Origin of the sequence: Thalassospira profundimaris, from assembly GCF_003326755.1 — a bacterium.
In the GTDB taxonomy this organism is placed as follows: Bacteria; Pseudomonadota; Alphaproteobacteria; order Rhodospirillales; family Thalassospiraceae; genus Thalassospira; species Thalassospira profundimaris_B.
In genome coordinates this window covers 31753-51994 of sequence record NZ_JPWH01000023.1, presented here as the reverse complement: position 1 = coordinate 51994, position 20242 = coordinate 31753, and the positions used below count along the sequence as shown (strand labels likewise).

Below are 20242 nucleotides of genomic sequence, written 5' to 3'. Positions count from 1 at the left end.
ATTGCCATAATATCCTGACAGAACTGTGGCTGCATGCAGGTTTATAGCGAATGTCGGCTGAAGATGAACAAAGATTGCCAACATATTAACAGGTCCCGGCCCTGGGGCAGTTTCGATGATTTTGGGAAAATCCGCAATGACATAAGGGGGAAATCGGGCTATGTCTGCCAGTGCCTTTACCGTGACCAGAAATCGACGCAGCTAGTATCAGAATGAGTGTCAAACCGCAGTTGGATCTTTTTGCACCCAGCACCGCCGCAAAGCCCGCGGTGCCAAACAAGGATTCCCTGACACACGCCCAAACGCCTGCTGCACCGATCATGAAGGACCTGTTTGACAGCGACTTTAACGCCGAAGACATCCGCGAATGGAATCAGCTTTTCCCCACCGCCCCGCAATATAGCTATCATTTCAAACGCGCGCAGATCAGCTCCGCCTTTGACCGACCGTTGCACAAACGTCTGATCGCATCACACGCCTTTGAACGGTTGCGCGAAATTTCATTTTTGGGGGCGATCGACTATCTGTTTCACCCCAATGGAAAACCGGCCAATATCCGCCATTCGCGCTATGACCACAGCATTGGTGTTGCCCTGCTATCCCAGCAATATTGCCGTCTGATGGGGCTAAGCGATTCGGATCGCGACCTTCTGGGGGCTGCCGCCCTGCTGCACGATATTGGTCATGGCCCGTTTTCCCATACGCTTGAACCGGAATTTGCCCGGCGCTTTAACCTTAACCACCATCAACTGACCAACAAAATCATATTGGGCGAGGTTGATCTGGACCTGTCAGTCCGGCATTTGCTGGAAAAGCACAATGTGGACCCCGATGCCGTGATTGCGATTTTATCCAAAAAATCCGACCACCCGCATGCCAGCCTGTTTACCGGCCCGGTCAATATTGACACGCTCGAAGGCATCAGCCGCACCAAAACCTATGTGCATCCGCATTATGTGCATTGCCATCCGCGCCTGTTGCTGGAAGCCGCGGTCAAGCTGGATGATGAGTCCCTCCAGCGCCTGGATAAGTTCTGGCAGCTTAAGGAAGACATTTATCGCAATTTTATTTTTGGCCCGATGTGCTTTGCCACCGACCATCTATGCCGCGAGTTTGTTGTTGATAATGCACCGGATTTTGCCGCCAACGACTTTCTGTTGACCGAGCCTGCCTTTTTGCGCCGCCACCCCGCCTTTCGCAAATTCCTTTACAGCCTTAAAAACCGCATCGAACTGGATGGTGTTGCCGATGTCATTGACAATGACCGCCCCGATCTGGTCGATCAGGCCACCAAGGTGCCAAAACGCGAATTTCACATCAATAAAGACGTCGCCGTAAACAGCTTTGCCGACCTTGGCAAACGCTATTACGAAGAAAAAAACAGCTTCCTGCGCCGTGTGGGCAATCTGGCGGATCCGGCACAGCAGGCGGCTGCCGCCAGCCTGTTTGACTGACCGGCCTTTCGTCAACATCCTGCCGGAACAAGGCAATATATAACCGCGTTCTTCGTAAAGGCCTGAAAACCGCATTTCTATAACAGCGCCCAAATGGCCGCCCAAAGCCCGTAATAACCCACAACAGCCCGTACTTTCATTCAGGATCTTTGTTTCAATGGCACAAACCAGCGACAAGATTAAACGCAGCTTTGTCATTATTGGCCTGGGTACTTTTGGCGGCACCATCGCCACCGAACTGGCCCGCTTTGGCAACCGGGTGCTTGGCATTGACATCAATGAAAAAAATGTCAGCGACCTTGCCAATACCATTGCCGAGGCCGTCATTGCCGATGGCCGGGATGACGAAGCCTTGAAACAGGCCGGGGCCAACCATTATGACGTCGCCGTGGTTGCCATTGGCGAAGACCTGGAAGCCAATATCCTGTGCACCATGAATGTCAAATTGCTGGGCATCAAAACAGTATGGGTCAAGGCGCTGAGCAAAACACATCACCGCATCCTCAGCAAAATGGGGGCGGACCGGGTGATCCTGCCCGAACAGGAAATGGGTCAGCATATTGCGCAAATGCTGCATAACCCGGTGGTGCGCGACTATCTTAGCCTGGGCAACAATTTCCACGTCATCAATATCAACATCCCCGAAGAGCTGGAGGGCAAAACCCTGGGCGACCTTCACCTGGGCGAAAAATACAACACCCGCTGCCTAGGCGTGATGCGCGGCAGCGACTATCTGGGCTGCGAAGATGATGTTGCGCTTAAAAAAGATGATAAAATGATGGTTCTGGGCCGCCGCAGCGAATTGCGCCTGTTTGGTGATACCCTGTAGGTTTTTGCTTTCAACCGACGCCTCAACAGGTAAACTGGCCTGCCCATGAAAATTTCGCTGCCGCAAATTTCAACCCGGAAATTCAGCATTCCTCCCCCGGCGGTGCTGGCGGCAACCTATGCCATCCTGATTATTACAGGCACCTGCCTGTTGAAATTGCCCGATGTTTCCCAACCCTTGACCTGGTCGGATGCCCTGTTTACCGCCACATCCGCCGTGACGGTGACGGGCCTGTCAGTGGTGGATGTCGGCAGCCACTTCACCCTGTTTGGCCAGATCGTCGTTCTGGTCCTGATCCAGCTTGGCGGGCTGGGTTTAATGACCTTTGCCGCCCTTGTTCTGTCAGTACTCGGCCTGCCCATTGATATTCCCCATCGCACCTATCTGCGCGAGGATTTAAACCAGACATCCGTTGGGGATTTGCTGCAACTGGTCAAAATCATTTTGCGCGTAGTACTGCTGTGCGAACTGATTGGCGCCATCCTGCTCTGCTTTGTTTTTATTCCCGATGCCGGTTGGGCCGAAGGCATCTGGCTCGCGCTTTTTCACGCTGTCTCGGCCTTTAACAATGCCGGATTTTCCCTGTTTCCCGACAGTCTGACCCGTTACGCCACCAACCCGATCATCAACCTGACCATCCCCGGCCTGTTGCTGCTTGGCGGTGTCGGATTTAGTGTACTGTCCGATCTTTATTATGTCCGCCGCTGGCAAAAATTTTCCCTGCACAGCAAACTGATGCTTACCGGCAGTGCCGCCCTGATTATATGGTCTGTTTTTTCCTTTGCCGCACTGGAATGGAATAATCCCGCCACGCTGGGTCATATCCCCGGTATTTTCGATAAACTGCAAGTCAGTTGGTTTCAGGGCACCACAACCCGCACCGCCGGTTTTAACACCACCAATATTGCCGGCATGCACGACAGCACCACGCTGATCTTCATCCTGTTGATGTTGATCGGGGGTGGCAGCACCTCGACCGCCGGGGGCATCAAGGTCACAACCTTTATTGTGCTGCTGCTCGCAACACTCGCGTTTTTCAAACGCCGCCAGCAACTTCATGCCTTTGGCCGCTCCATTGGCCTGGAAGAAGTGCTCAAGGTTCTGGCCCTGACCATGATCAGCATGCTGGTGGTGGCAATGTCGCTGTTTTTATTGACCATCGCCCATGACGGCGATTTTCTCGACATGCTGTTCGAGGTCGCGTCCGCCTTTGGCACGGTCGGCCTGTCACGCGGCATTACCCCGGAACTCAATGACCTTGGCCGTGCGGTCATCATTTTCACCATGTTTGTTGGCCGGGTCGGACCACTGACCCTGGGCTTTTTCCTCGCAACACGGGTCCCGCCGCGTATTCGCTATCCGTCCAGCCATGTTTATCTGGGCTGATGAAATAAACAGCCTATTGCCCGGTACGCAACTCGAACAGACCGGTGAGGGCACCATGCAACATCACCTCGCGCTGGTAAACCAGCCCGGCGCGCACCAGCACCCGTTGTGACGCGGCATTGACCGACCGGGCCAGCCCGATAATCAGCGGCGCACGCAATTCATCGCGGGCAAAAGAAACGGCCGCCCTGGCAATTTCAATGGCATAACCATGCCCCCAATAATCGGGATGCAAATGATAGAAAAGATTAAGACCGTCGTAATATTGCGACTGGGCAACACCGCCAAAACCAATGCGCTGCCCACCCTGCAAAACCGCCCATCGGCCAAAACCATATTCCGCCCAATGCGCCATATCCCGGGTTAGTCTTTCCCGGCTGGCGGTTTCATCATCGGGCGTTGGGTCCGGGCGGTGACGGGTCAGTTCCGGGCGGGAAAACATGTCCTGCAAAAACGCAAAATCATCCTCTTGCGGAGCACGCAACCTAAGCCGCGATGTTTTCCACATCCCCTTTCCAAGACGGACAAAAGACGGATTCTGGGCACTTGCATCATAGTTTGCCGGGAGGTTTTCCAAATCACGATCGCTCACAAGGTTCCAATAACCCCCACATTAACACATCCAGGGGCGATTTCCCCAAATCGCCCGTTACTGTTGCAAACATTGCGGATGCCCGCAAGCCGACTGGCAGTTGCGGGTGACACGCTCCTGGTCCAGTTTGTTACAGGCAAAGGTCTGGGCAAAATCAATGGCGGCAATGCGGCACGCTTCCGTACGATAGGGTACCGGAATGGTCCGGGTAATGCCGGTTTGTTCACATGTGATCTGCGCGTTATAGGTGTTTAAATCACCTGCCGGTTTATCCCCCGTCCCGGCAACATTTGTCGTGGTCCCGGCAGCCCCAAGCGTGCCATTTCCCTTTGGTTTTTGTTGTTGATAGGTATTTTGCAGGGACTGCATGTTTGTCCCGCCGGTATCCCCCATGACATCGGCAATAAAGGCCGTTCCTATATCGAGTTTGGCCGCATCGGGAATATCCGCCCCCCCAATAATCGCCGCCCCGGTTGCCGCAACAAAAAGCTGACCAAAATCAAAATCATCTTCGGAATTATCCACATAATTTCCGTTCTGATAGTGCTCGACAACTTCTTCCTCGGCAAAGCTGTTTTGTGCCAGAACCTGAAACGCACCCTGACGGTTTCCGTTTTCGTAGCGGCCCACATAAAATTCGTGATGGTCCCCGTAATAGGACGCAAACTGACCATAAACGATGCCGTGCAAACTGCCGTCTTTCCATTGTCCGACCTGGATACGGTTCAGGCCATTGGTCCAGGCCCCCAAACCGTTTAACTGGTCATCCACATACATGCCCATCCATGTCATCCAGACCTTGGCATCCTCAACATCACGCAAAGCCTGTTTGGCCGAAAAACCGTTCAGCTTTTTATTGGCGAAATGGCCCGCGGCATAAACAACCATCTTGTTGGTATATCCCCAGATATTGATGCCAAAGCCATCAAAACTGTTTTCGATGTTGAAATCACCATAGCGGTGCCACTGAAAGCCGTTTGCATCGAACTTGCTGGTCAATAAACGGGCGATGCGGCCTTCATAAGGAATACCGCCAATCTGGATCAGCCGCACACCATCTGGCAGGGTGGTTGTAAAGACACCATCAAGCATGATGCCGTTGTCGAACCTGCCAACAAATTCGGCATCGGGGTTACGGGCTGCGGCGCGCGCCACCCCGTGTGCCAAACCGTTTTGACAATCACCCTGCATAAATTGCCAGTCAAAACGGTTGGGCTGATCCTCGATATTGATGAAAAACGCGTTTTTATCGGCAATATCACAATCGGTTGTCACACCAATACGCGGATACCGGGCCGCGACCGCCGCTTCAAACCCGGTGCGGGCCAAATTTATATCCCGCATCATGGCCGCATGATCATATTGATCATTGAAATTATCCAGAATCGCCTGATTGCGCGGGTTGAATTGCGCTTCGTAGGGCGCACCCTGCGTATCGGGTGCCACGGCAATGGTCTGGATTCTTTTTTCCAGCTCTTTTAGCTCTGCATCCTTGATATAGGGGTTATTCCCCCGGTAGCGAATTTCCTCAACCAGGCTTTGATGGGCATCCTGCTGGGTGATTTCACATCCCCCAAGCACCATCACCGCCCCCAAAAGCAGCCCTGCAAATACTGATTTTTCCATAATGCCCCCTGTCGGGCAAAACCGGCACCGCACCCCTGCAAGCCCGCTTTACCCAAATGCCCCAAACAAAACTGGAACAATTGAAAACCGTAACTCCGGGTTGGTCAAGCATCTGAAAAACAAAACTGCACTGCGGCCATACTCCGTTCCCCCGCATCGGCAGGATCAGGCTGATTTCTCCGAAAGGCACTGATCAACAAGCTGGCGGACATAGTCAACATCCGGCGCGGTTTTGGAAAAAATAATGCGATACACCATCGGGGCAAAAACCCGATCCACAACCTGATCAGGGGGCGGGTAATCCTCGCCCCGGGCTTGTGCGCGGTCTGTCAGGATGGTCAGGCGCGTTGTAATGATATCGGCACAGCGCCCGGCACACTGGCTGTCATCGGATGCGGCGACATCACGCAACATCGACCGTCCAAGGCTGGAACTCATTTCATCAAGATACTGTTCGGCATAGGCCATAAGGTCGCCCGGGAAACTGCCAGTATCAGGCAGCTTGTCATCGGGCTCAAACCTTTCCAGGGCAACGTCGGCCAGCAATGTCGCCAAATCCCCCCAGCGCCGGTAAATCGTCGAGGGCGTGACCCCGGCCTGCTGGGCAACCATTGGCACCGTCACATCTGCACGGTCATGGGACTCCAAAAGCAGCTTAACCGCTTCATGGATGGATTGCTGGACCCGGGCGCTGCGCCCGCCAGTGCGTATGCCTTTGTGAATCGTCATGAAAATCACCTTAACACAAATAATTTGCGTTAAGCGATGTTTTATATCACACTGCACTTAACGCAAATTATTCGCTTTTAAGGACTCATTCCGATGCCCACCCAACATCCCCCGGCAATCGGCGGAACATCGGTTTCCGCCGTCAGGTGGTTTTTATCGCTGGTTTTAATGACCTTCCTTGCCGCCTCGGCAGCCCCGACGCCGCTCTATCATCTTTACCAGCAAAGCTGGCATTTCTCCGCCACCATGCTGACGCTGATTTTTGCCGTTTATCCCTTCACGCTGCTGGTTTCACTGCTGATTTTCGGCTCTCTTTCCGACCATATCGGTCGAAAACCGGTGATCTTTGCCGCCCTTATCCTCGAACTTGTCTCGATGGGGCTGTTCATAACGGCAGGTTCGGTGGCTGATTTGCTGTTGGCCCGTATCATCCAGGGTCTTGCCACGGGCATTGCCACAAGCGTACTTGCGGCCGCCCTGTTTGACAGCGACCATCACAAAGGCCCGCTTGCCAACAGCATTTCACCCCTGATCGGCATGGCGGCAGGCGGGCTGATTGCCAGTATTCTGGTCGAATATGCGCCAATGCCGCTGCATCTGATTTACGAATGCCTTGCCGCCCTGATCGGTTTGCAGGCCTTGATCATCTGGGGCTTGCCCGAAACCGCCAGGCGCCAGCACGGTGTATTAAAATCGCTGTTGCCACGCATTGCCGTGCCCGTTGTCGCCCGCCCGGCCCTGCTGGAAATTGCTCCGGCCAATATTGCCTGCTGGGCACTGGGCGGATTTACCCTGTCACTGGCACCATCGCTTATTGCCGCAGCCACCGGGGCAACATCGGCCCTCAATGGCGGGATCGCGGTTGCCCTTCTCACCCTGGCGGGCACCGCCTCGGTTGTGACATTGCGCCACCAAAACCCCGAAACCGTTTTGCGCTTTGGCACCATCACCCAGGCAACGGGGGTGGGCCTTATTTTACTGGCAATCAACAGCGCCATGCTGTGGCTGGTTTTTGCCGGTTTTCTGGTGGCCGGGCTTGGATTTGGGGCCAGCTTTCTGGGATCCGTCCGCACGCTGATGCCGCTTGCTGCCCCGCATCAGCGCGCCGGTCTTATGGCGGCCTTTTACATCATGTCCTATCTTGCCTTTAGCCTTCCCGCCCTGCTGGCCGGCACAATGGTGCGGATCATTGGTTTGGTAAATACGGCAAACGGATATGGCATGGTATTGATGGTTCTTGCCGCCATCGCGCTTGTTGGACAAATTCGCCGTCGCAAGGCCCCGTCCTGCCCCTGATTTACCAATCAGGGGCCCCCTTCCCAAACAGCCTTTTTACCCCCTTCTACCCACTGGCGGGTGGAAAACCCTGTGGATAAATTGTGCAAAATACCGGAAAACAAGCCTTTTTTCGGTGGATAAAATCGGGGTTAAATTGTGAATGAAACGTTAAAATCCTTGGATTCTAACGGTTTGGCAGGCCATTTTCCTGCCGGGTCTTGCGAATGTCTTCGGCCCCGTCAGCGACCGTCTGTCGCAAGTCATCCAGCCCGGCGCGTTGCAGCTTTATCGCATCGGCACATTCATCCTTGGGCGTGTAGCCATTGGGCGTTTTCCGGTCCCAATCAAGCACACGCCGAAGGGTTGCGGTCAGAGCCGGTACATCGCCAAAAGCATACAGATTCAGGGGACGGCCGATTTGCTCGCTTAAGGCCCCAAACAGGGCCGGGTCGCCATCTGGCGGCAAATCGGGATGGCAGGTCAGATAAACGCGATAGCGCAACTGCCCGGCATAAAACCAGAAAACCGCTTCCTGGCGCTGTGCTTCGTTAAACAGCTTTTGCGCCAGAATATAATAGGCGGCGGGATGTTTGTTTTCGATATGATCGCGAATTTCCGCCGCCGACATTTCGTTAAAGGTGGCCTCGGCTTTGGCCTGGGCAGGCGTCCATAAGGTCGCCAAACCGCCCATCAGGGGCACCATCATCATCCATTTGCGAAGCTGCACTTTGGGGTGCAAAATCATCACAGGCACTCCTTTGCTCGCAGAATCCCTCAACCAACCCTGACCGTGTGCCTTACCGGTCTTTCGTGTCACCCGTCAGCCAAAGCCCCCTGTTTGTATTATTTCGGGATTTGTTTTTGGCTAACCGGTTCAGGGACCAGAATCTGCCACCAAAATATGGCTGTTTTACGTAAAAATGCGCAAAAACAGCCTGAAATGCCGGTTTTTTATTGCACCGGGTTATGCCAATAATATCAAAAGTAAAACCAGTCAAAACAATACGGAATCGGTTGTGCTGCCAGACTGTATTCGCCAAAACCAGGACTATTCCGCCCGCCACCTGCAAGACATGCGCGAGGCTCTGGCAGCGCATTTGCATGGCAGTGCGTTTTGTGTGGTTGTCACCGGGTCGTTTGGCCGACACGAGGCATCGGACCAGTCAGACCTGGATTATTTCCTGATTGGCCGCGAAGCCGACCGCAAACTGGCCCCCTATAAGGCCGTTGGCGAAATTCTAAGCGCAATGGTTGCCAAAAAACCCGCCATTGGCGGCCCCTTTTCGGCCTATGTCCCGGCCGAGGAACTGGTGAACCGCATTGGCCTGGATGGCGATACCAATTCGATTACCACGCGCCGGTTGCTGTTTTTGCTGGAATGCGAATGGCTGTATAACGAACCGGCCAAGCAGGCCTTTTTTAACGAACTGATCGCCAATTACGTCACCGAAAATGTCACGCGCGACTCAATTGCCCGGTTTCTGGTCAATGATGTCATTCGCTATTACCGCACCATTAGCGTTGATTTTGAAATCAAAACCCGCGAAGGCCACGCCAAGGCTTGGGCGCCGCGCCGCCTGAAACTGGTTTTTTCGCGCAAGATGCTGTATTTCGGCGGCATCATTGCCGCTGCCGAAACAGCCGGGTTTGACTTTGAAGGCAAACGCGCCAAACTGGCCGAATTGCTGCAACTCCCGCCTATTATCCGGTTGCAAACCGTGTTTGGCGACCAAAGCAACGCCGCACTTGAACTTTATGATCATTTCCTGGCAGCATTAAATGATCCGGAAACACGCCAGCGACTGGAAAAAATTGACCAGAATGACCGCCACCACCCGGAATTGAGGAAACTGCTCGATGATGGCAAGCAATTCTCGCGCGAGTTGATCAATCTTTTAAAACACCGCTATGACCCGGATCATCCGATCCACGAAGCCCTGTTGATGTAGAAACACCGGACGATAACCGGTCATGAATATCGATAATCGCCTGACAGAAAGCGTCAATTAGCCGTGATTTAGGCGAAACGCCTGGGTAAACCAGGTCAATATTGCGGTTAAAATCATCCCCGGCCACACGATGCCAGTTAATATTCAGTCCGGTTTCATAAACCCGCATCCAGCGGGGCACCAGCGATACTCCCAGCCCTTCATGCACCATTCGCGCCATTGTTTCCTGTGAATCAATAGTACACAAAAGATGCGATGCAATATTGTGGCGGGCCAAAAACTGCTCTGCCGCGCGTCCTCCCCACGAAGACGGATCATAACGAATATAGGGCATTTGCGCAAAAATGCTGGCAATGGAGTCCAGATCGGTCACGTCCCGTGACGTGATGCTGGAAGGCGTCAGTAACATCAGCAGTTCAACGCGCAAATTACGCGCTTCGAGCGATTTGGACCGCTCAAAGGGCGGGGCGCTGGCGACAATCAGGTCCAGTTCCTGGCGACTGATGCGATCATGCAGATTAACCGACGTACCCGGGTAAATTTCGGGCACCAGCAAGGGCGCCATCTTGCGCAAATGCTTAAGCGTCAGGGGCAGAAGGCTGGTCATGACCGTTGAAATGGCGCCTATTTTCAATGTTCCTGAAAGACTGTCTCCCGCTAGTGTACCCGCCAGCAACGATGCTTCACCCACCATTTTACGGGCATGGGGCAACAAACGTGAACATTCCGCCGTCGGTTGCACGGTTTTGCCATTGCGGCGAAACAACACCACCCCCAGCTCGGTTTCCAGCGTTTTTAACCGCTGTGATATGGCCGCCGCCGTCAACCCCTGCTGGCGTGCCGCCGCCGCGACCGAACCCTGCTCGGCAACAATAATCACGCTTTCCAGAAACCGGGTATCCATCGCAACATTTCCTTACGAATAAACATAGAAATACAAATTATTCCTTCTTTCAAAAGGGTGCAATTCTCCTGTTCTGTTCGCGAAAGGGGGAACAATGTCGCCTGCCATATTTTTTGCCGTTTTATGTTCTGCCCTGCTTCATGCAGGCTGGAACAGCTTTATCAAAGGGTCTGCCCGCAAGGATCTTGCGACCTTTTCAATCATGATGGCCCATATACCCATCGCCGTCATCGGTGTGCTGCTGTCGCCCGCCCCCGATATGGCCAGCCTGGGTTATTTGGCTTTCGGCGGGTTTTTGCATCTTGGGTATCAGTTGTTTTTAATGCGCAGCTACATGCACGGCGACCTTTCACAAATCTACCCGCTGGCGCGCGGCCTGTCGCCGGTGCTGATCACGATTATCTCGCTGGTTTTTCTCGATGTGTCGCTTAGTGGCATCGAACTTGCAGCCATTGCCATTATTGCCACGGGCATTGCCATGCAGGCGCAATCGGCCTGGAAAAGCCAGAATATCCACTCCTTCCTGCTGGCCTTTGGCACGGGCTGTTTCATTATGGGCTACAGCTTGGTAGACGGGACCGGCGCACGCATATCCGGTTCCGCACTTGGTTTTTACAGTTGGCTGTCCATTTTAAACGCCACCCTGATGCTGGCCTATGTCGCGCTGTTCCAACCCGGCCTGATTGGCGCATTGCGCACGGTGTCGCCGGTTCATACCCTTATTGGCGGAACCGGGTCCTTTTGTGCCTATGCCATTGTCATATGGGCCTGCACGCAAGCCCCGATTGCACTGGTTTCGGCCCTGCGCGAAAGCAGCATTCTGTTTGCCATCGTGATTGCGCGGTTCGTTTTAAAAGAGGAAATTACCCGCCACCGCATGTTGGCGGTGTCGCTGATCGCAAGTGGCGTTGTTCTCTCACGACTGGGGCACTAAGCCATGACAACCGATAGAAACACCCTACACCAACATCCCAGGTCCCGGCATGTTCTGGATATTCTGGCCTTTAGCGATCTGCACCTGAACCACAAAGCGGCAGAAAACCTGATCAGCCAGGCTCAACAGGCCGATATTGTCATTGGCGCAGGGGATTTCGGACAAAAAGGCACCGGGTTGAACCGCTTCATGCCGGTTTTTGCCGCCCTGACCTGCCCCTTCATCATCATTGCCGGGAATCATGATGATCTGGATGATTTAAAACGGCATTGCGCCGGTCAAACCAATATCCATGTGCTGCATGGCACCAGCACCACCCTGTATGGACAAGAATTTTTCGGACTGGGATATGAATGCCCACCCTCGAATACCGAAGGCTGGAACCGCGCGCTTGATGAAGACACAGCAGATTTGATGCTATCATCCTGCCCGGAAAATGCCGTGCTGATCACCCATGCCCCGCCACATGGCATTGCCGACCAACAGGCAAACGGTTTTCATGCCGGAAGCCACGCCATTTATGCCGCCATCATGAAAAAACAGCCACGCCTGCATCTGTGTGGGCATATTCATGCCGCCTGGGGCCAAACCGGTGTAATTGGTACAACACCCGTGCACAATCTTGGCCCGGCGGGGAAAACATTCACGCTTCCCCGGCCCGATTCCCGTCAAAATGGGCAGATGTGACCCCACGGGTCAAACAACCGCCTTGTGATAATTGGCGCGGTCCAGGTCATGAATTTCGGTGGTGAACTGAACCGAAAAGCCGCCAACCCGGTCCTTGAGGTGGGCCAATAACAATTCCTGCACCTTTTGCCCGACGGCCTGTTTGACCGCGTCCGTGCGGCCCGAAAGCAGGCGCACATCCACATGCACCATCGCGTTTTGCGCCGCGCCATCGCCAATAACCAGTCCGGATAAGGGCGACAGGCGGGTTTTAAAGCTGGCGACCTCGGTATCGGCAATCGGTGCCAGGGCATGGTGCAGTGCCAGCGCCAGTTCCGGCAACGCATCGGCAACAGGCAGAACGGCGGAATATTCGATTTCGATTTGCGGCATGTTACTTTTCCATATTTGCAGCATGTCAGGGGGCTTCTTCGGTAGCGCGAAAACCACGCCCTGCAAACAAAAAACCGGCCCGCAACAGATACGGGCCGGTTTTATCATTCATGCCAAAAGGCAGAATTAGTAACGGTAGTGATCCGGTTTGAACGGACCCGCCTGCGGCACGGCAATATATTCAGCCTGGGCAGCGGTCAGCTTGGTCAGCTTCACACCCAGACGGTCCAGATGCAGGGCTGCAACCTTTTCATCAAGATGTTTGGGCAGGACATAAACCTGGTTTTCGTAATTGGCGTGGTTTTTCCACAGTTCGATCTGGGCCAGCACCTGGTTGGTGAAGGAGGCTGACATCACAAAGCTGGGGTGACCGGTTGCACAGCCAAGGTTGACAAGGCGGCCTTCGGCCAGAACGATCAGGCGTTTGCCATCGGGGAATTCAACTTCGTCAACCTGCGGCTTGACGTTTTCCCATTTGTAATTGCGCAGCGAATTGATCTGAATTTCAGAATCAAAATGGCCGATATTACAAACAATGGCACGGTCCTTCATCGCACGCATATGGTCGAGCGTGATGATGTCGATATTACCGGTGGTGGTGACAAAAATGTCGCCAAATGGGGCGGCATCTTCCATCGTGGTGACTTCATAGCCTTCCATTGCGGCCTGCAGCGCGCAGATCGGGTCAATTTCCGTCACCAGAACGCGGGCACCCTGGCTGCGCAGCGATGCAGCCGACCCTTTACCCACATCACCATAACCGGCAACAACGGCAATTTTACCGGCAACCATCACGTCGGTTGCGCGCTTGATGCCGTCAACAAGGCTTTCGCGGCAGCCATACAGGTTGTCGAATTTCGATTTGGTAACCGAATCATTCACATTGATGGCCGGAACCTTCAGCGTGCCTTTTTTCGCCATTTCATACAGGCGATGAACACCAGTGGTGGTTTCTTCGGAAAGGCCCTTAATGTCGGCCAGCAGTTCCGGGTATTTTTCGTGGATCAACTGGGTCAGGTCGCCGCCATCGTCCAGAATCAGGTTCGGCTTCCAGCCATCCGGCCCTTCGATGGTCTGCTCGATGCACCACCAGAATTCTTCCTCGGTTTCACCTTTCCAGGCGAAAGTCGGGATTTCAGCCGCCGCCATAGCCGCAGCAGCCTGATCCTGAGTCGAGAAAATGTTGCACGACGACCAGCGCACCGTGGCACCCAGGGCAATCAGGGTTTCCATCAGAACGGCGGTCTGGATGGTCATGTGCAGGCAACCGGCAATGCGGGCACCGGCCAGCGGCTTGGCAGCGCCGAATTCTTCGCGCAGTGCCATCAGGCCCGGCATTTCGGTTTCGGCAATCGCAATTTCCTTGCGGCCCCAATCGGCCAGGGAAATATCCGCGACCTTGTAATCGGTAAAGTTCGACATGTCGTCTCCATCAATAAGATATGGCGCTTCCATATCCTTTGCCGGACCCTGCCGAAAAAGGATATGAAACCGCCGTTAAACTTTTAGCTGTGGCCCATAACGCCACCGCGCATGCCTATATATAAAGATATGTTTATATCGGCATCAAGCATTTTCTTGCATCACGCACAAACTTGCCTGCCGCACATATCGGCACGGGCTGGCAGGATTTCACCATGCACGTCACATTTTAAGCAAAGAAGCCGAAATTCCCTGTCCCCGGCGGCGGCAAACGCCGATCAGGCAAGATCGTTGAAATCATCCAGCATCACGGCAATGCGGGCCGGATCCCACTGATCGAGGATTTGCCGGGTCTGATATTCCGATGTGCGGCTGTCAAGGCGGCGCAAACGCTGCTTGACTGGCAAAAGACTGCCAGGCGACATCGACAGATTGCGCAATCCCATGCCCAAAAACAGCGGGGTATAGCGCGGATCACCGGCCATTTCGCCACACACGCTCAGGGGGATATTATTACGCTTTGATGCCTTTGAGACCTCGTGAATCAGGCGCAAAATGGCAGGATGCAGCGGATCATAGGATTGTGCGACCTGATCATCACTACGGTCAATTGCCAGGGTATACTGGGTCAAATCATTGGTGCCGATGGCAAAAAAATCACATTCCCGGGCCAGGGCATCAATGCTGAGCGCGGCTGCGGGGATTTCGATCATCGCCCCTAAGGGCGGCAATTCTGGCGGGATATTATGCCCCTGATCGCGCAGCCGGTCAGCCACACGATGATACACCTGGCGCACCCGGACCATTTCGGCCACCGTCACCACCATTGGCACCAGCACCCGCACCCGCCCATGCAGAGAAGCACGCAAAATGGCGGCCAACTGGGCCTCAAGCAAATCTTCACGCCGCAGCGACAACCGCACCCCACGCAGGCCAAGGGCCGGGTTGGGGCCACTGCCCATTTCATTTTGCAGGGCCACCGCCAGCTTTTCGCCGCCAATATCAAGGGTGCGGATGGTAACGGGCAAATCCTTCATCTGGCTGACAATACCTGCCAGTTCCTGATATTGCTCTTCTTCATCGGGCAGGTAGCTTTTATTCATGAACATGAATTCGCTGCGCAACAGCCCGATGCCCGATGCCCCGTTTTGCAAAACCGTCGAAACCTCGACGGGCAGTTCGATATTGGCATGCAGGTCAATCTGCACCTTGTCACGCGTTTCCGACGGCAGGTCGCGCTGGCTTAACAGTTTGGCGCGCGCCGCCAGCCATTCTTCCCGGCGTTTGCCATATAATGTCAAATCGGCGTCGGTGGGCCGCAAAATGACTTCGCCGCGGATACCATCGACAATAACCGTATCACCGCCCGAAAGACCGCGAATAATATCGGCCGCGCCTAACACCGCCGGAATGCCCAGCGCACGCGCCATAATGGCAGTATGCCCCTCCGCCCCGCCAATGGCGGTCACAAAGGCCCCCACATTGCCCGGTTGCAGCCGGGCCATATCCGCCGGGCTGAGTTCTTCGGCAATCAGGATGGCACCGCTGGGGGTATTGTCGAGTGCGCGGTCGGTTTCGCCAATCAGGCAGCGCATCAGGCGCAGGCCCACCTCGCGAATATCAGCCGCCCGCGCGGCAATGTAACGGTCCTTGATACCGCTAAACTGGGCGGCAATGCTGTCGATTACGTCACTGACCGCCCAGACCGCATTCATTTTTTGCTGGCGAATGCGTTCTTCGGCCCCGCGCAACAGACGCGACTGGGTCAGCATCTGGATATAGGCATCGAGCAAAAAGCCCAGCTCGTCGGATGCCGATGCCTCCAGTGCCCCGGATTGCGATTTTAAACGGCGAAGCTGTTCGATACTGTCATCCACCCCGCGATGCAGGGCACTGACTTCTTCCTCGATGCGGTCTGCCGGAATGGTCTGGCGGATCACATGGATATATTGGCGATCCAAAACAAAGGCACGGCCAATGACAATGCCGCCCGATGCCCCCAGGCCGGCAATCATGCGCCGACCCGTTACCAAGGCGTCCTTGCTCTGGTCTGTCTGCTGCGGTGTAACTTGCAAACGTTTCCTGATCGGTTTTTACCGTTATTCTTCGTGGAACTTGGCTTCAACCAGTTCACTTAATGCCGAGATGGCCTGCTGGCAATCGCTGCCGGTCGCCTCGATTTCAATTTCGGTGCCGGTCGAGGCGGCAAGCATCATCAGCCCCATAATCGAGACCCCCGAAACCTCGGTACCGCGATTGCGCACCATAACGCGGGATTCAAATTCGCCTGCGAGTTTAACAAATTTTGCCGCCGCCCGCGCGTGTAATCCACGCTGATTGACGATGGTGACAATACGCTTTTCAGTTTGCGACATTCTGTTCCCCGTTGGCAGAAGGACAGCATTTCCTGCCTGCCACGCCTTTAATGTTCTTATTCTTCACCGCTTAACAAACGCGAAGCGACGTTAATATATTTGCGTCCCGCATCCTGGGCGGCATTCACCGCCTGGGCCAGGCTGCCATCCACCCGCACCGATGCCAGCTTGATCAGCAAGGGCAGGTTCACACCGGCAATCACCTCGACATGGGCCTGTTCCATAATGGAGATGGCCAGGTTCGACGGCGTGCCCCCGAACATGTCGGTCAACAGCACCACCCCTTGCCCGGAATCGACATTTTCCACAGCGGCCAGAATATCCGCACGACGCTGTTCCATGTCGTCATCCGGTCCGATGCACACAGCCGCAATCTTGTCCTGTGCGCCAACAACATGTTCCAAAGCAGCGACAAATTCCCTTGCGAGATCGCCGTGGGTGACAAGCACCATCCCGATCATGCAGTTTTCTCCATCAAATCATTTCCCCCGGCCTGGTTTGATCCGGCTCTGCCGGTTTGTCACGATGACTGAGATGAACGTCATATCCCAGTGTTGCGATCCAGTCATTAAGCAGGCGCGCAATATACACGGACCTGTGTTTCCCGCCAGTACAACCGACCGCAATGGTCAGATAGCTTTTGCCTTCTTCGGCATAGCGGGGCAGTACCGGCCCGATCAGGGCCTTGAGCCGATCCATAAAACCGGCAAAATCCCGGTCCCGGGCGATATAGTCTCCTACCAGCGGGTTCATGCCGGTAAGATCGCGAAGGTCGGGATCATAATGCGGATTGCGCAAAAAGCGCACATCAAAAACCAGATCCGCTTCACCAGGTACCCCCTGACGAAACGAAAAGCTTTTAATAAAAATCGCCATCTGTCCTGATGTGGGGCTGGCGAAATGATCCTGCAATATTTTGCGAAGTTCGGTGGCCTTCAGGCGGGATGTATCAATTTGCATATCCGCAATGGCGGCAATCGGTGCCATCAGGCGCTTTTCATGGGCAATGGCATCCACCAGGGGGCGGTCCTGGGTCAGGGGATGCGGGCGGCGTGTTTCGGTAAAGCGGCGCTGCAAAACCTCGCTATCGGCATCGACAAACACCACCGTCACATCCAGTCCCGGTTGTGCGCGCAGAGAGGCGATAATCTCGCCAAACTGGTCCACGCCAAAATCGCGGGTGCGAATATCCAGGCCAATGGCCACCGGCACCTTTATTTCGGCATCCCCGCTCAACAAATTGGGCAGCAAACGCAGCGGCAAATTATCCACCGCGTCATAGCCGAAATCTTCCAGTATTTTCAGGCTGGTGGTACGACCGGCCCCGGACACCCCCGTAACCAGCACCAGACGGGCATTTTCCGTTTCAGCGCCGGGGTCTTTCCCCACCATGCGGTCAGCAGGCACAATCGCGTCGTCCCGGGGCATTGCCGACATTACGGGCTTTTGGGGCTGGTCAGTCATGATACAATCCGCATCTTCCCGGTTGCCAGGGCCAAAACCGTTTCAATCTTGTCAGGGGCGCTGTTTTCAAAGGCAAAGAACTTCCATAGCGGCACATTAACACCGTGCAGCGTTTCCGTCGCCGGTTCGGGCATACGCGCGATTATATCATGTGCGCCCGGTTCGACCAGATCGACAATCACGCGAATTTCCGCCTGGGAACACTGCGCCAGCCCCGCAACAATACCTATCCCGCGCACCTCGATCATACCGATCAGGGTTTCGGGCGCTGTGGCCTGCAATTTACCATCCTGGATGAAAATATCGGTGCGGTCGTCGGAAACAAGTTGTGCCCCGCGCGAAACCAGGCGCAGGGACAGGTCCGACTTGCCGCTACCTGACGGACCCCGCAGTAAAACACCCTGCCCGTCAAATGCGACACAATTTGCGTGAAGCTGTGTCATATCGGACGAAACGATGCGCGGCACAGCGCGGCTTGTCAAACGGGGAATTGCGCGAAAATGCCTGCACTGCACAAAAAAGGCCTTGCCGGTTAGCGGCTCGCGGTTTCCATCGGCAGACGCACGGTAAAGACCGCCCCTTTGACCTCGCCTTCCACCGTGCGATTCGACGCACTGAGATGCCCGTTATGCGCCGCAACGATTCGCTGCGAAATCGACAGGCCCAGCCCGGAATGCTGGCCAAATTTCTCGCTAGACGGACGTTCGGTATAAAAGCGGTTAAAGATCGCCTCTTCCTTGCCCGCCGGGATACCCGGCCCGTCATCCTCGATGGTGATGACGGCCTGGTTTTTGTCGCGCCAGGCCCGCACTCGCACTTCGCCATGTTCGGGGCTAAAGGTCAGCGCGTTGGAAATCAGATTGCGGAACACCTGTACCAGGCGGCTTTCAAGGGCGGGAACGACCAGGTTTTCCGGTGCAGTAACCTTCACCGGCGGGCCGCCTTCCCCTGCATTATAAAGTTCGGAGAGGGTTTGCAGCAAAATGCGCAAATCAACCTCTTCGGTTTCCGCACGCGACAATTCGGCATCCATGCGCGAATAATCGGAAATATCACTAATCAAACGATCCAGGCGCTGCACGTCTTCGGCAATGATTTCCATCAGGCGGCGCTGGCGCTCCGGGTCTTTCAGGCGGGTTGCGGTCTCCACGGCACTGCGCAGCGATGTCAGCGGATTTTTGATTTCATGGGCAACATCGGCAGCAAAACGTTCAATCGCGTCCATGCGGTCCCACAGGGTTTCCGTCATGGCACGCAACGTGCCCGACAGATCGCCAATTTCGTCATTGCGGTCCGACAGGTCGGGAATGGTGAATTGGCGATTTTTGCTGCGCCGTACCCGTTCGGCCGCCCGGGCAAGCCGGTTAAGCGGGCGGGTAATCACCCCGGCCAGGTAAATTGACAACAACACCGTAATGCCAAAGGCAAAAACAAAGATTTTCAGAATATCGAGCCGTACCGCATGCAGGGCGGATTCGATCGCATCGCCATTTTTGGTCAGCATGATCGAGGCCAGCACCTGCTTGAACCGCTGCACCGGCACCGAAACCGACAAAACCCTGCGCCCGCGACTGTCCACACGCACCACCCCGCGCGAATAACCGGCAAGGGCGGCACGTACTTCGGGGTAATCCGATGCGCTGGCAATCGGCGGGTCCACATAAAGCGGCAGGGGCTGGTCGCCTTCAAACAGGGACAACACCCCTTCGGTCAGATTGCGCATAATCTCGGCAAGTTCGTCATCATCGCCGGGGGCGGGCAATTCTTCGGTTTGGACGGCACCGGCCCCGAAGGACTGGATATTGCGGCTATCGGCAATCAGTTGTCCATTGGCACCAAAAAGCCGGGCGCGCGCGCCGGTAATGCCCACCAGGCGACGCACCATTTCACGCGCGGTTTCGAGTTTCACGCGCTCGGTGGCATCATCGCCCCGGCCCACAGCGGCTGTAGACAGGGCGGCAGCATACATTTCCGCCTGAACGGCCATGGCCTCCAGTTCGGAATGGATCAGTTCCTGTTTATAGCGGCCCAGATACAAAATTCCCGCCACCAGCACAAACAGGGCCAGTGCATTCACCGCCAAAATGCGCCATGTCAGCGGAGAAAACAGGCCATGCCGTTCCTCAAGACGCACCGATCGCGTCTCGCTGGCGCGGGAATCGGACTGGTTTTCTCCCTGCGGGGATGCCGTAACAGCTTGATCGCTCATAAAAACCGTAAATTATCCCGGCATGTTGCGAC

General features: G+C 55.0%; 20 protein-coding genes. 7 read left to right on the top strand and 13 right to left on the bottom strand.

Annotated features, from left to right (window positions below; translation table 11 throughout):
• Positions 1 to 212 precede the first annotated feature (212 nt).
• The 3 genes from TH25_RS20040 to TH25_RS20030 all read left to right on the top strand — a co-directional run bounded on the left by TH25_RS20040 (position 213) and on the right by TH25_RS20030 (position 3669).
• Complete coding sequence (locus TH25_RS20040; protein ID WP_114090071.1) at positions 213 to 1454, top strand: HD domain-containing protein; 1242 nt, start codon at positions 213 to 215, stop codon at positions 1452 to 1454.
• A 157-nt stretch (positions 1455 to 1611) separates the two neighbouring features.
• Entirely contained in the window at positions 1612 to 2283 is a 672-nt protein-coding gene (locus TH25_RS20035; protein ID WP_114090070.1) for a potassium channel family protein, read from the top strand.
• A gap of 45 nt (positions 2284 to 2328) precedes the next feature.
• Positions 2329 to 3669, top strand: coding sequence for a TrkH family potassium uptake protein (locus tag TH25_RS20030; protein ID WP_114090069.1), 1341 nt, complete (start codon positions 2329 to 2331; stop codon positions 3667 to 3669).
• A 13-nt stretch (positions 3670 to 3682) separates the two neighbouring features.
• Here the strand turns inward: TH25_RS20030 and TH25_RS20025 are convergent, their stop codons facing one another.
• From TH25_RS20025 to TH25_RS20015, 3 genes are all read right to left on the bottom strand, one after another.
• A complete protein-coding gene (locus TH25_RS20025) occupies positions 3683 to 4261 on the bottom strand; it encodes a GNAT family N-acetyltransferase (protein WP_220151466.1) in 579 nt (192 codons plus the stop codon).
• A 57-nt stretch (positions 4262 to 4318) separates the two neighbouring features.
• Entirely contained in the window at positions 4319 to 5887 is a 1569-nt protein-coding gene (locus tag TH25_RS20020) for a hypothetical protein (RefSeq protein WP_114090068.1), read from the bottom strand.
• Between the two features lie 165 nt (positions 5888 to 6052).
• Entirely contained in the window at positions 6053 to 6616 is a 564-nt protein-coding gene (locus TH25_RS20015) for a TetR/AcrR family transcriptional regulator (RefSeq protein ID WP_114090067.1), read from the bottom strand.
• 93 nt (positions 6617 to 6709) lie between these two features.
• On the opposite strand from TH25_RS20015, the gene TH25_RS20010 reads away from it, so the two are divergent.
• Positions 6710 to 7912, top strand: coding sequence for an MFS transporter (locus TH25_RS20010; protein WP_114090066.1), 1203 nt, complete (start codon positions 6710 to 6712; stop codon positions 7910 to 7912).
• 166 nt (positions 7913 to 8078) lie between these two features.
• On the opposite strand, the gene TH25_RS20005 is transcribed toward TH25_RS20010, so the two are convergent.
• The gene (locus TH25_RS20005) at positions 8079 to 8639 is read right to left on the bottom strand and encodes a hypothetical protein (RefSeq protein ID WP_114090065.1); all 561 of its coding nucleotides are present in this window, start codon (positions 8637 to 8639) and stop codon (positions 8079 to 8081) included.
• Positions 8640 to 8814: 175 nt separating this feature from the next.
• Between TH25_RS20005 and TH25_RS20000 the strand changes: the two genes are divergently transcribed.
• Positions 8815 to 9843 (top strand): DUF294 nucleotidyltransferase-like domain-containing protein, encoded by a 1029-nt coding sequence (locus TH25_RS20000; protein ID WP_220151465.1) that lies wholly within the window; start codon positions 8815 to 8817, stop codon positions 9841 to 9843.
• Here TH25_RS20000 and TH25_RS19995 read toward each other — a convergent pair.
• Positions 9782 to 10747, bottom strand: coding sequence for a LysR family transcriptional regulator (locus TH25_RS19995; RefSeq protein WP_114090064.1), 966 nt, complete (start codon positions 10745 to 10747; stop codon positions 9782 to 9784). The two genes, TH25_RS20000 and TH25_RS19995, sit on opposite strands and share 62 nt — an antisense overlap.
• Before the next feature lie 94 nt (positions 10748 to 10841).
• Between TH25_RS19995 and TH25_RS19990 the strand changes: the two genes are divergently transcribed.
• Complete coding sequence (locus TH25_RS19990; protein WP_114090063.1) at positions 10842 to 11681, top strand: DMT family transporter; 840 nt, start codon at positions 10842 to 10844, stop codon at positions 11679 to 11681.
• 3 nt (positions 11682 to 11684) lie between these two features.
• Entirely contained in the window at positions 11685 to 12368 is a 684-nt protein-coding gene (locus tag TH25_RS19985; RefSeq protein ID WP_114090062.1) for a metallophosphoesterase family protein, read from the top strand.
• A 9-nt stretch (positions 12369 to 12377) separates the two neighbouring features.
• Here the strand turns inward: TH25_RS19985 and TH25_RS19980 are convergent, their stop codons facing one another.
• The 8 genes from TH25_RS19980 to TH25_RS19945 form a co-directional block, all read right to left on the bottom strand.
• Positions 12378 to 12740 (bottom strand): 5-carboxymethyl-2-hydroxymuconate Delta-isomerase, encoded by a 363-nt coding sequence (locus tag TH25_RS19980; protein ID WP_114090061.1) that lies wholly within the window; start codon positions 12738 to 12740, stop codon positions 12378 to 12380.
• Between the two features lie 126 nt (positions 12741 to 12866).
• Positions 12867 to 14162 (bottom strand): adenosylhomocysteinase, encoded by a 1296-nt coding sequence (gene ahcY / locus TH25_RS19975; RefSeq protein ID WP_114090097.1) that lies wholly within the window; start codon positions 14160 to 14162, stop codon positions 12867 to 12869.
• A 278-nt stretch (positions 14163 to 14440) separates the two neighbouring features.
• The gene (gene ptsP, locus TH25_RS19970) at positions 14441 to 16237 is read right to left on the bottom strand and encodes a phosphoenolpyruvate--protein phosphotransferase (RefSeq protein WP_258549242.1); all 1797 of its coding nucleotides are present in this window, start codon (positions 16235 to 16237) and stop codon (positions 14441 to 14443) included.
• A gap of 24 nt (positions 16238 to 16261) precedes the next feature.
• Positions 16262 to 16537: an HPr family phosphocarrier protein gene (locus TH25_RS19965; protein WP_114090059.1), complete on the bottom strand. Its 276-nt coding sequence runs from the start codon at positions 16535 to 16537 to the stop codon at positions 16262 to 16264.
• 56 nt (positions 16538 to 16593) lie between these two features.
• Complete coding sequence (locus tag TH25_RS19960) at positions 16594 to 16998, bottom strand: PTS sugar transporter subunit IIA (RefSeq protein WP_073957045.1); 405 nt, start codon at positions 16996 to 16998, stop codon at positions 16594 to 16596.
• 13 nt (positions 16999 to 17011) lie between these two features.
• The gene (gene rapZ, locus TH25_RS19955; protein ID WP_258549241.1) at positions 17012 to 18001 is read right to left on the bottom strand and encodes an RNase adapter RapZ; all 990 of its coding nucleotides are present in this window, start codon (positions 17999 to 18001) and stop codon (positions 17012 to 17014) included.
• Positions 17998 to 18444, bottom strand: coding sequence for an HPr kinase/phosphorylase (locus tag TH25_RS19950; protein ID WP_181847731.1), 447 nt, complete (start codon positions 18442 to 18444; stop codon positions 17998 to 18000). The genes rapZ and TH25_RS19950 overlap by 4 nt, the downstream gene beginning before the upstream one ends.
• An 89-nt stretch (positions 18445 to 18533) precedes the next feature.
• Entirely contained in the window at positions 18534 to 20210 is a 1677-nt protein-coding gene (locus TH25_RS19945; protein ID WP_258549240.1) for a sensor histidine kinase, read from the bottom strand.
• Between the last annotated feature and the right edge of the window lie 32 nt (positions 20211 to 20242).

Coding starts and splice junctions, on each gene's coding strand:
- TH25_RS20040 (WP_114090071.1), top strand. CDS start 213: ATGAGTGTCAAACCGCAGTTGGATCTTTTTGCACCCAGCACCGCCGCA.
- TH25_RS20035 (WP_114090070.1), top strand. CDS start 1,612: ATGGCACAAACCAGCGACAAGATTAAACGCAGCTTTGTCATTATTGGC.
- TH25_RS20010 (WP_114090066.1), top strand. CDS start 6,710: ATGCCCACCCAACATCCCCCGGCAATCGGCGGAACATCGGTTTCCGCC.
- TH25_RS20030 (WP_114090069.1), top strand. CDS start 2,329: ATGAAAATTTCGCTGCCGCAAATTTCAACCCGGAAATTCAGCATTCCT.
- TH25_RS19960 (WP_073957045.1), bottom strand. CDS start 16,998: ATGATCGGGATGGTGCTTGTCACCCACGGCGATCTCGCAAGGGAATTT.
- TH25_RS19985 (WP_114090062.1), top strand. CDS start 11,685: ATGACAACCGATAGAAACACCCTACACCAACATCCCAGGTCCCGGCAT.
- TH25_RS19995 (WP_114090064.1), bottom strand. CDS start 10,747: ATGGATACCCGGTTTCTGGAAAGCGTGATTATTGTTGCCGAGCAGGGT.
- TH25_RS19990 (WP_114090063.1), top strand. CDS start 10,842: ATGTCGCCTGCCATATTTTTTGCCGTTTTATGTTCTGCCCTGCTTCAT.
- TH25_RS20000 (WP_220151465.1), top strand. CDS start 8,815: ATGCGCAAAAACAGCCTGAAATGCCGGTTTTTTATTGCACCGGGTTAT.
- ahcY (WP_114090097.1), bottom strand. CDS start 14,162: ATGTCGAACTTTACCGATTACAAGGTCGCGGATATTTCCCTGGCCGAT.
- TH25_RS19945 (WP_258549240.1), bottom strand. CDS start 20,210: ATGAGCGATCAAGCTGTTACGGCATCCCCGCAGGGAGAAAACCAGTCC.
- TH25_RS19980 (WP_114090061.1), bottom strand. CDS start 12,740: ATGCCGCAAATCGAAATCGAATATTCCGCCGTTCTGCCTGTTGCCGAT.
- TH25_RS19965 (WP_114090059.1), bottom strand. CDS start 16,537: ATGTCGCAAACTGAAAAGCGTATTGTCACCATCGTCAATCAGCGTGGA.
- TH25_RS19950 (WP_181847731.1), bottom strand. CDS start 18,444: ATGACACAGCTTCACGCAAATTGTGTCGCATTTGACGGGCAGGGTGTT.
- TH25_RS20020 (WP_114090068.1), bottom strand. CDS start 5,887: ATGGAAAAATCAGTATTTGCAGGGCTGCTTTTGGGGGCGGTGATGGTG.
- TH25_RS20005 (WP_114090065.1), bottom strand. CDS start 8,639: ATGATTTTGCACCCCAAAGTGCAGCTTCGCAAATGGATGATGATGGTG.
- rapZ (WP_258549241.1), bottom strand. CDS start 18,001: ATGACTGACCAGCCCCAAAAGCCCGTAATGTCGGCAATGCCCCGGGAC.
- TH25_RS20015 (WP_114090067.1), bottom strand. CDS start 6,616: ATGACGATTCACAAAGGCATACGCACTGGCGGGCGCAGCGCCCGGGTC.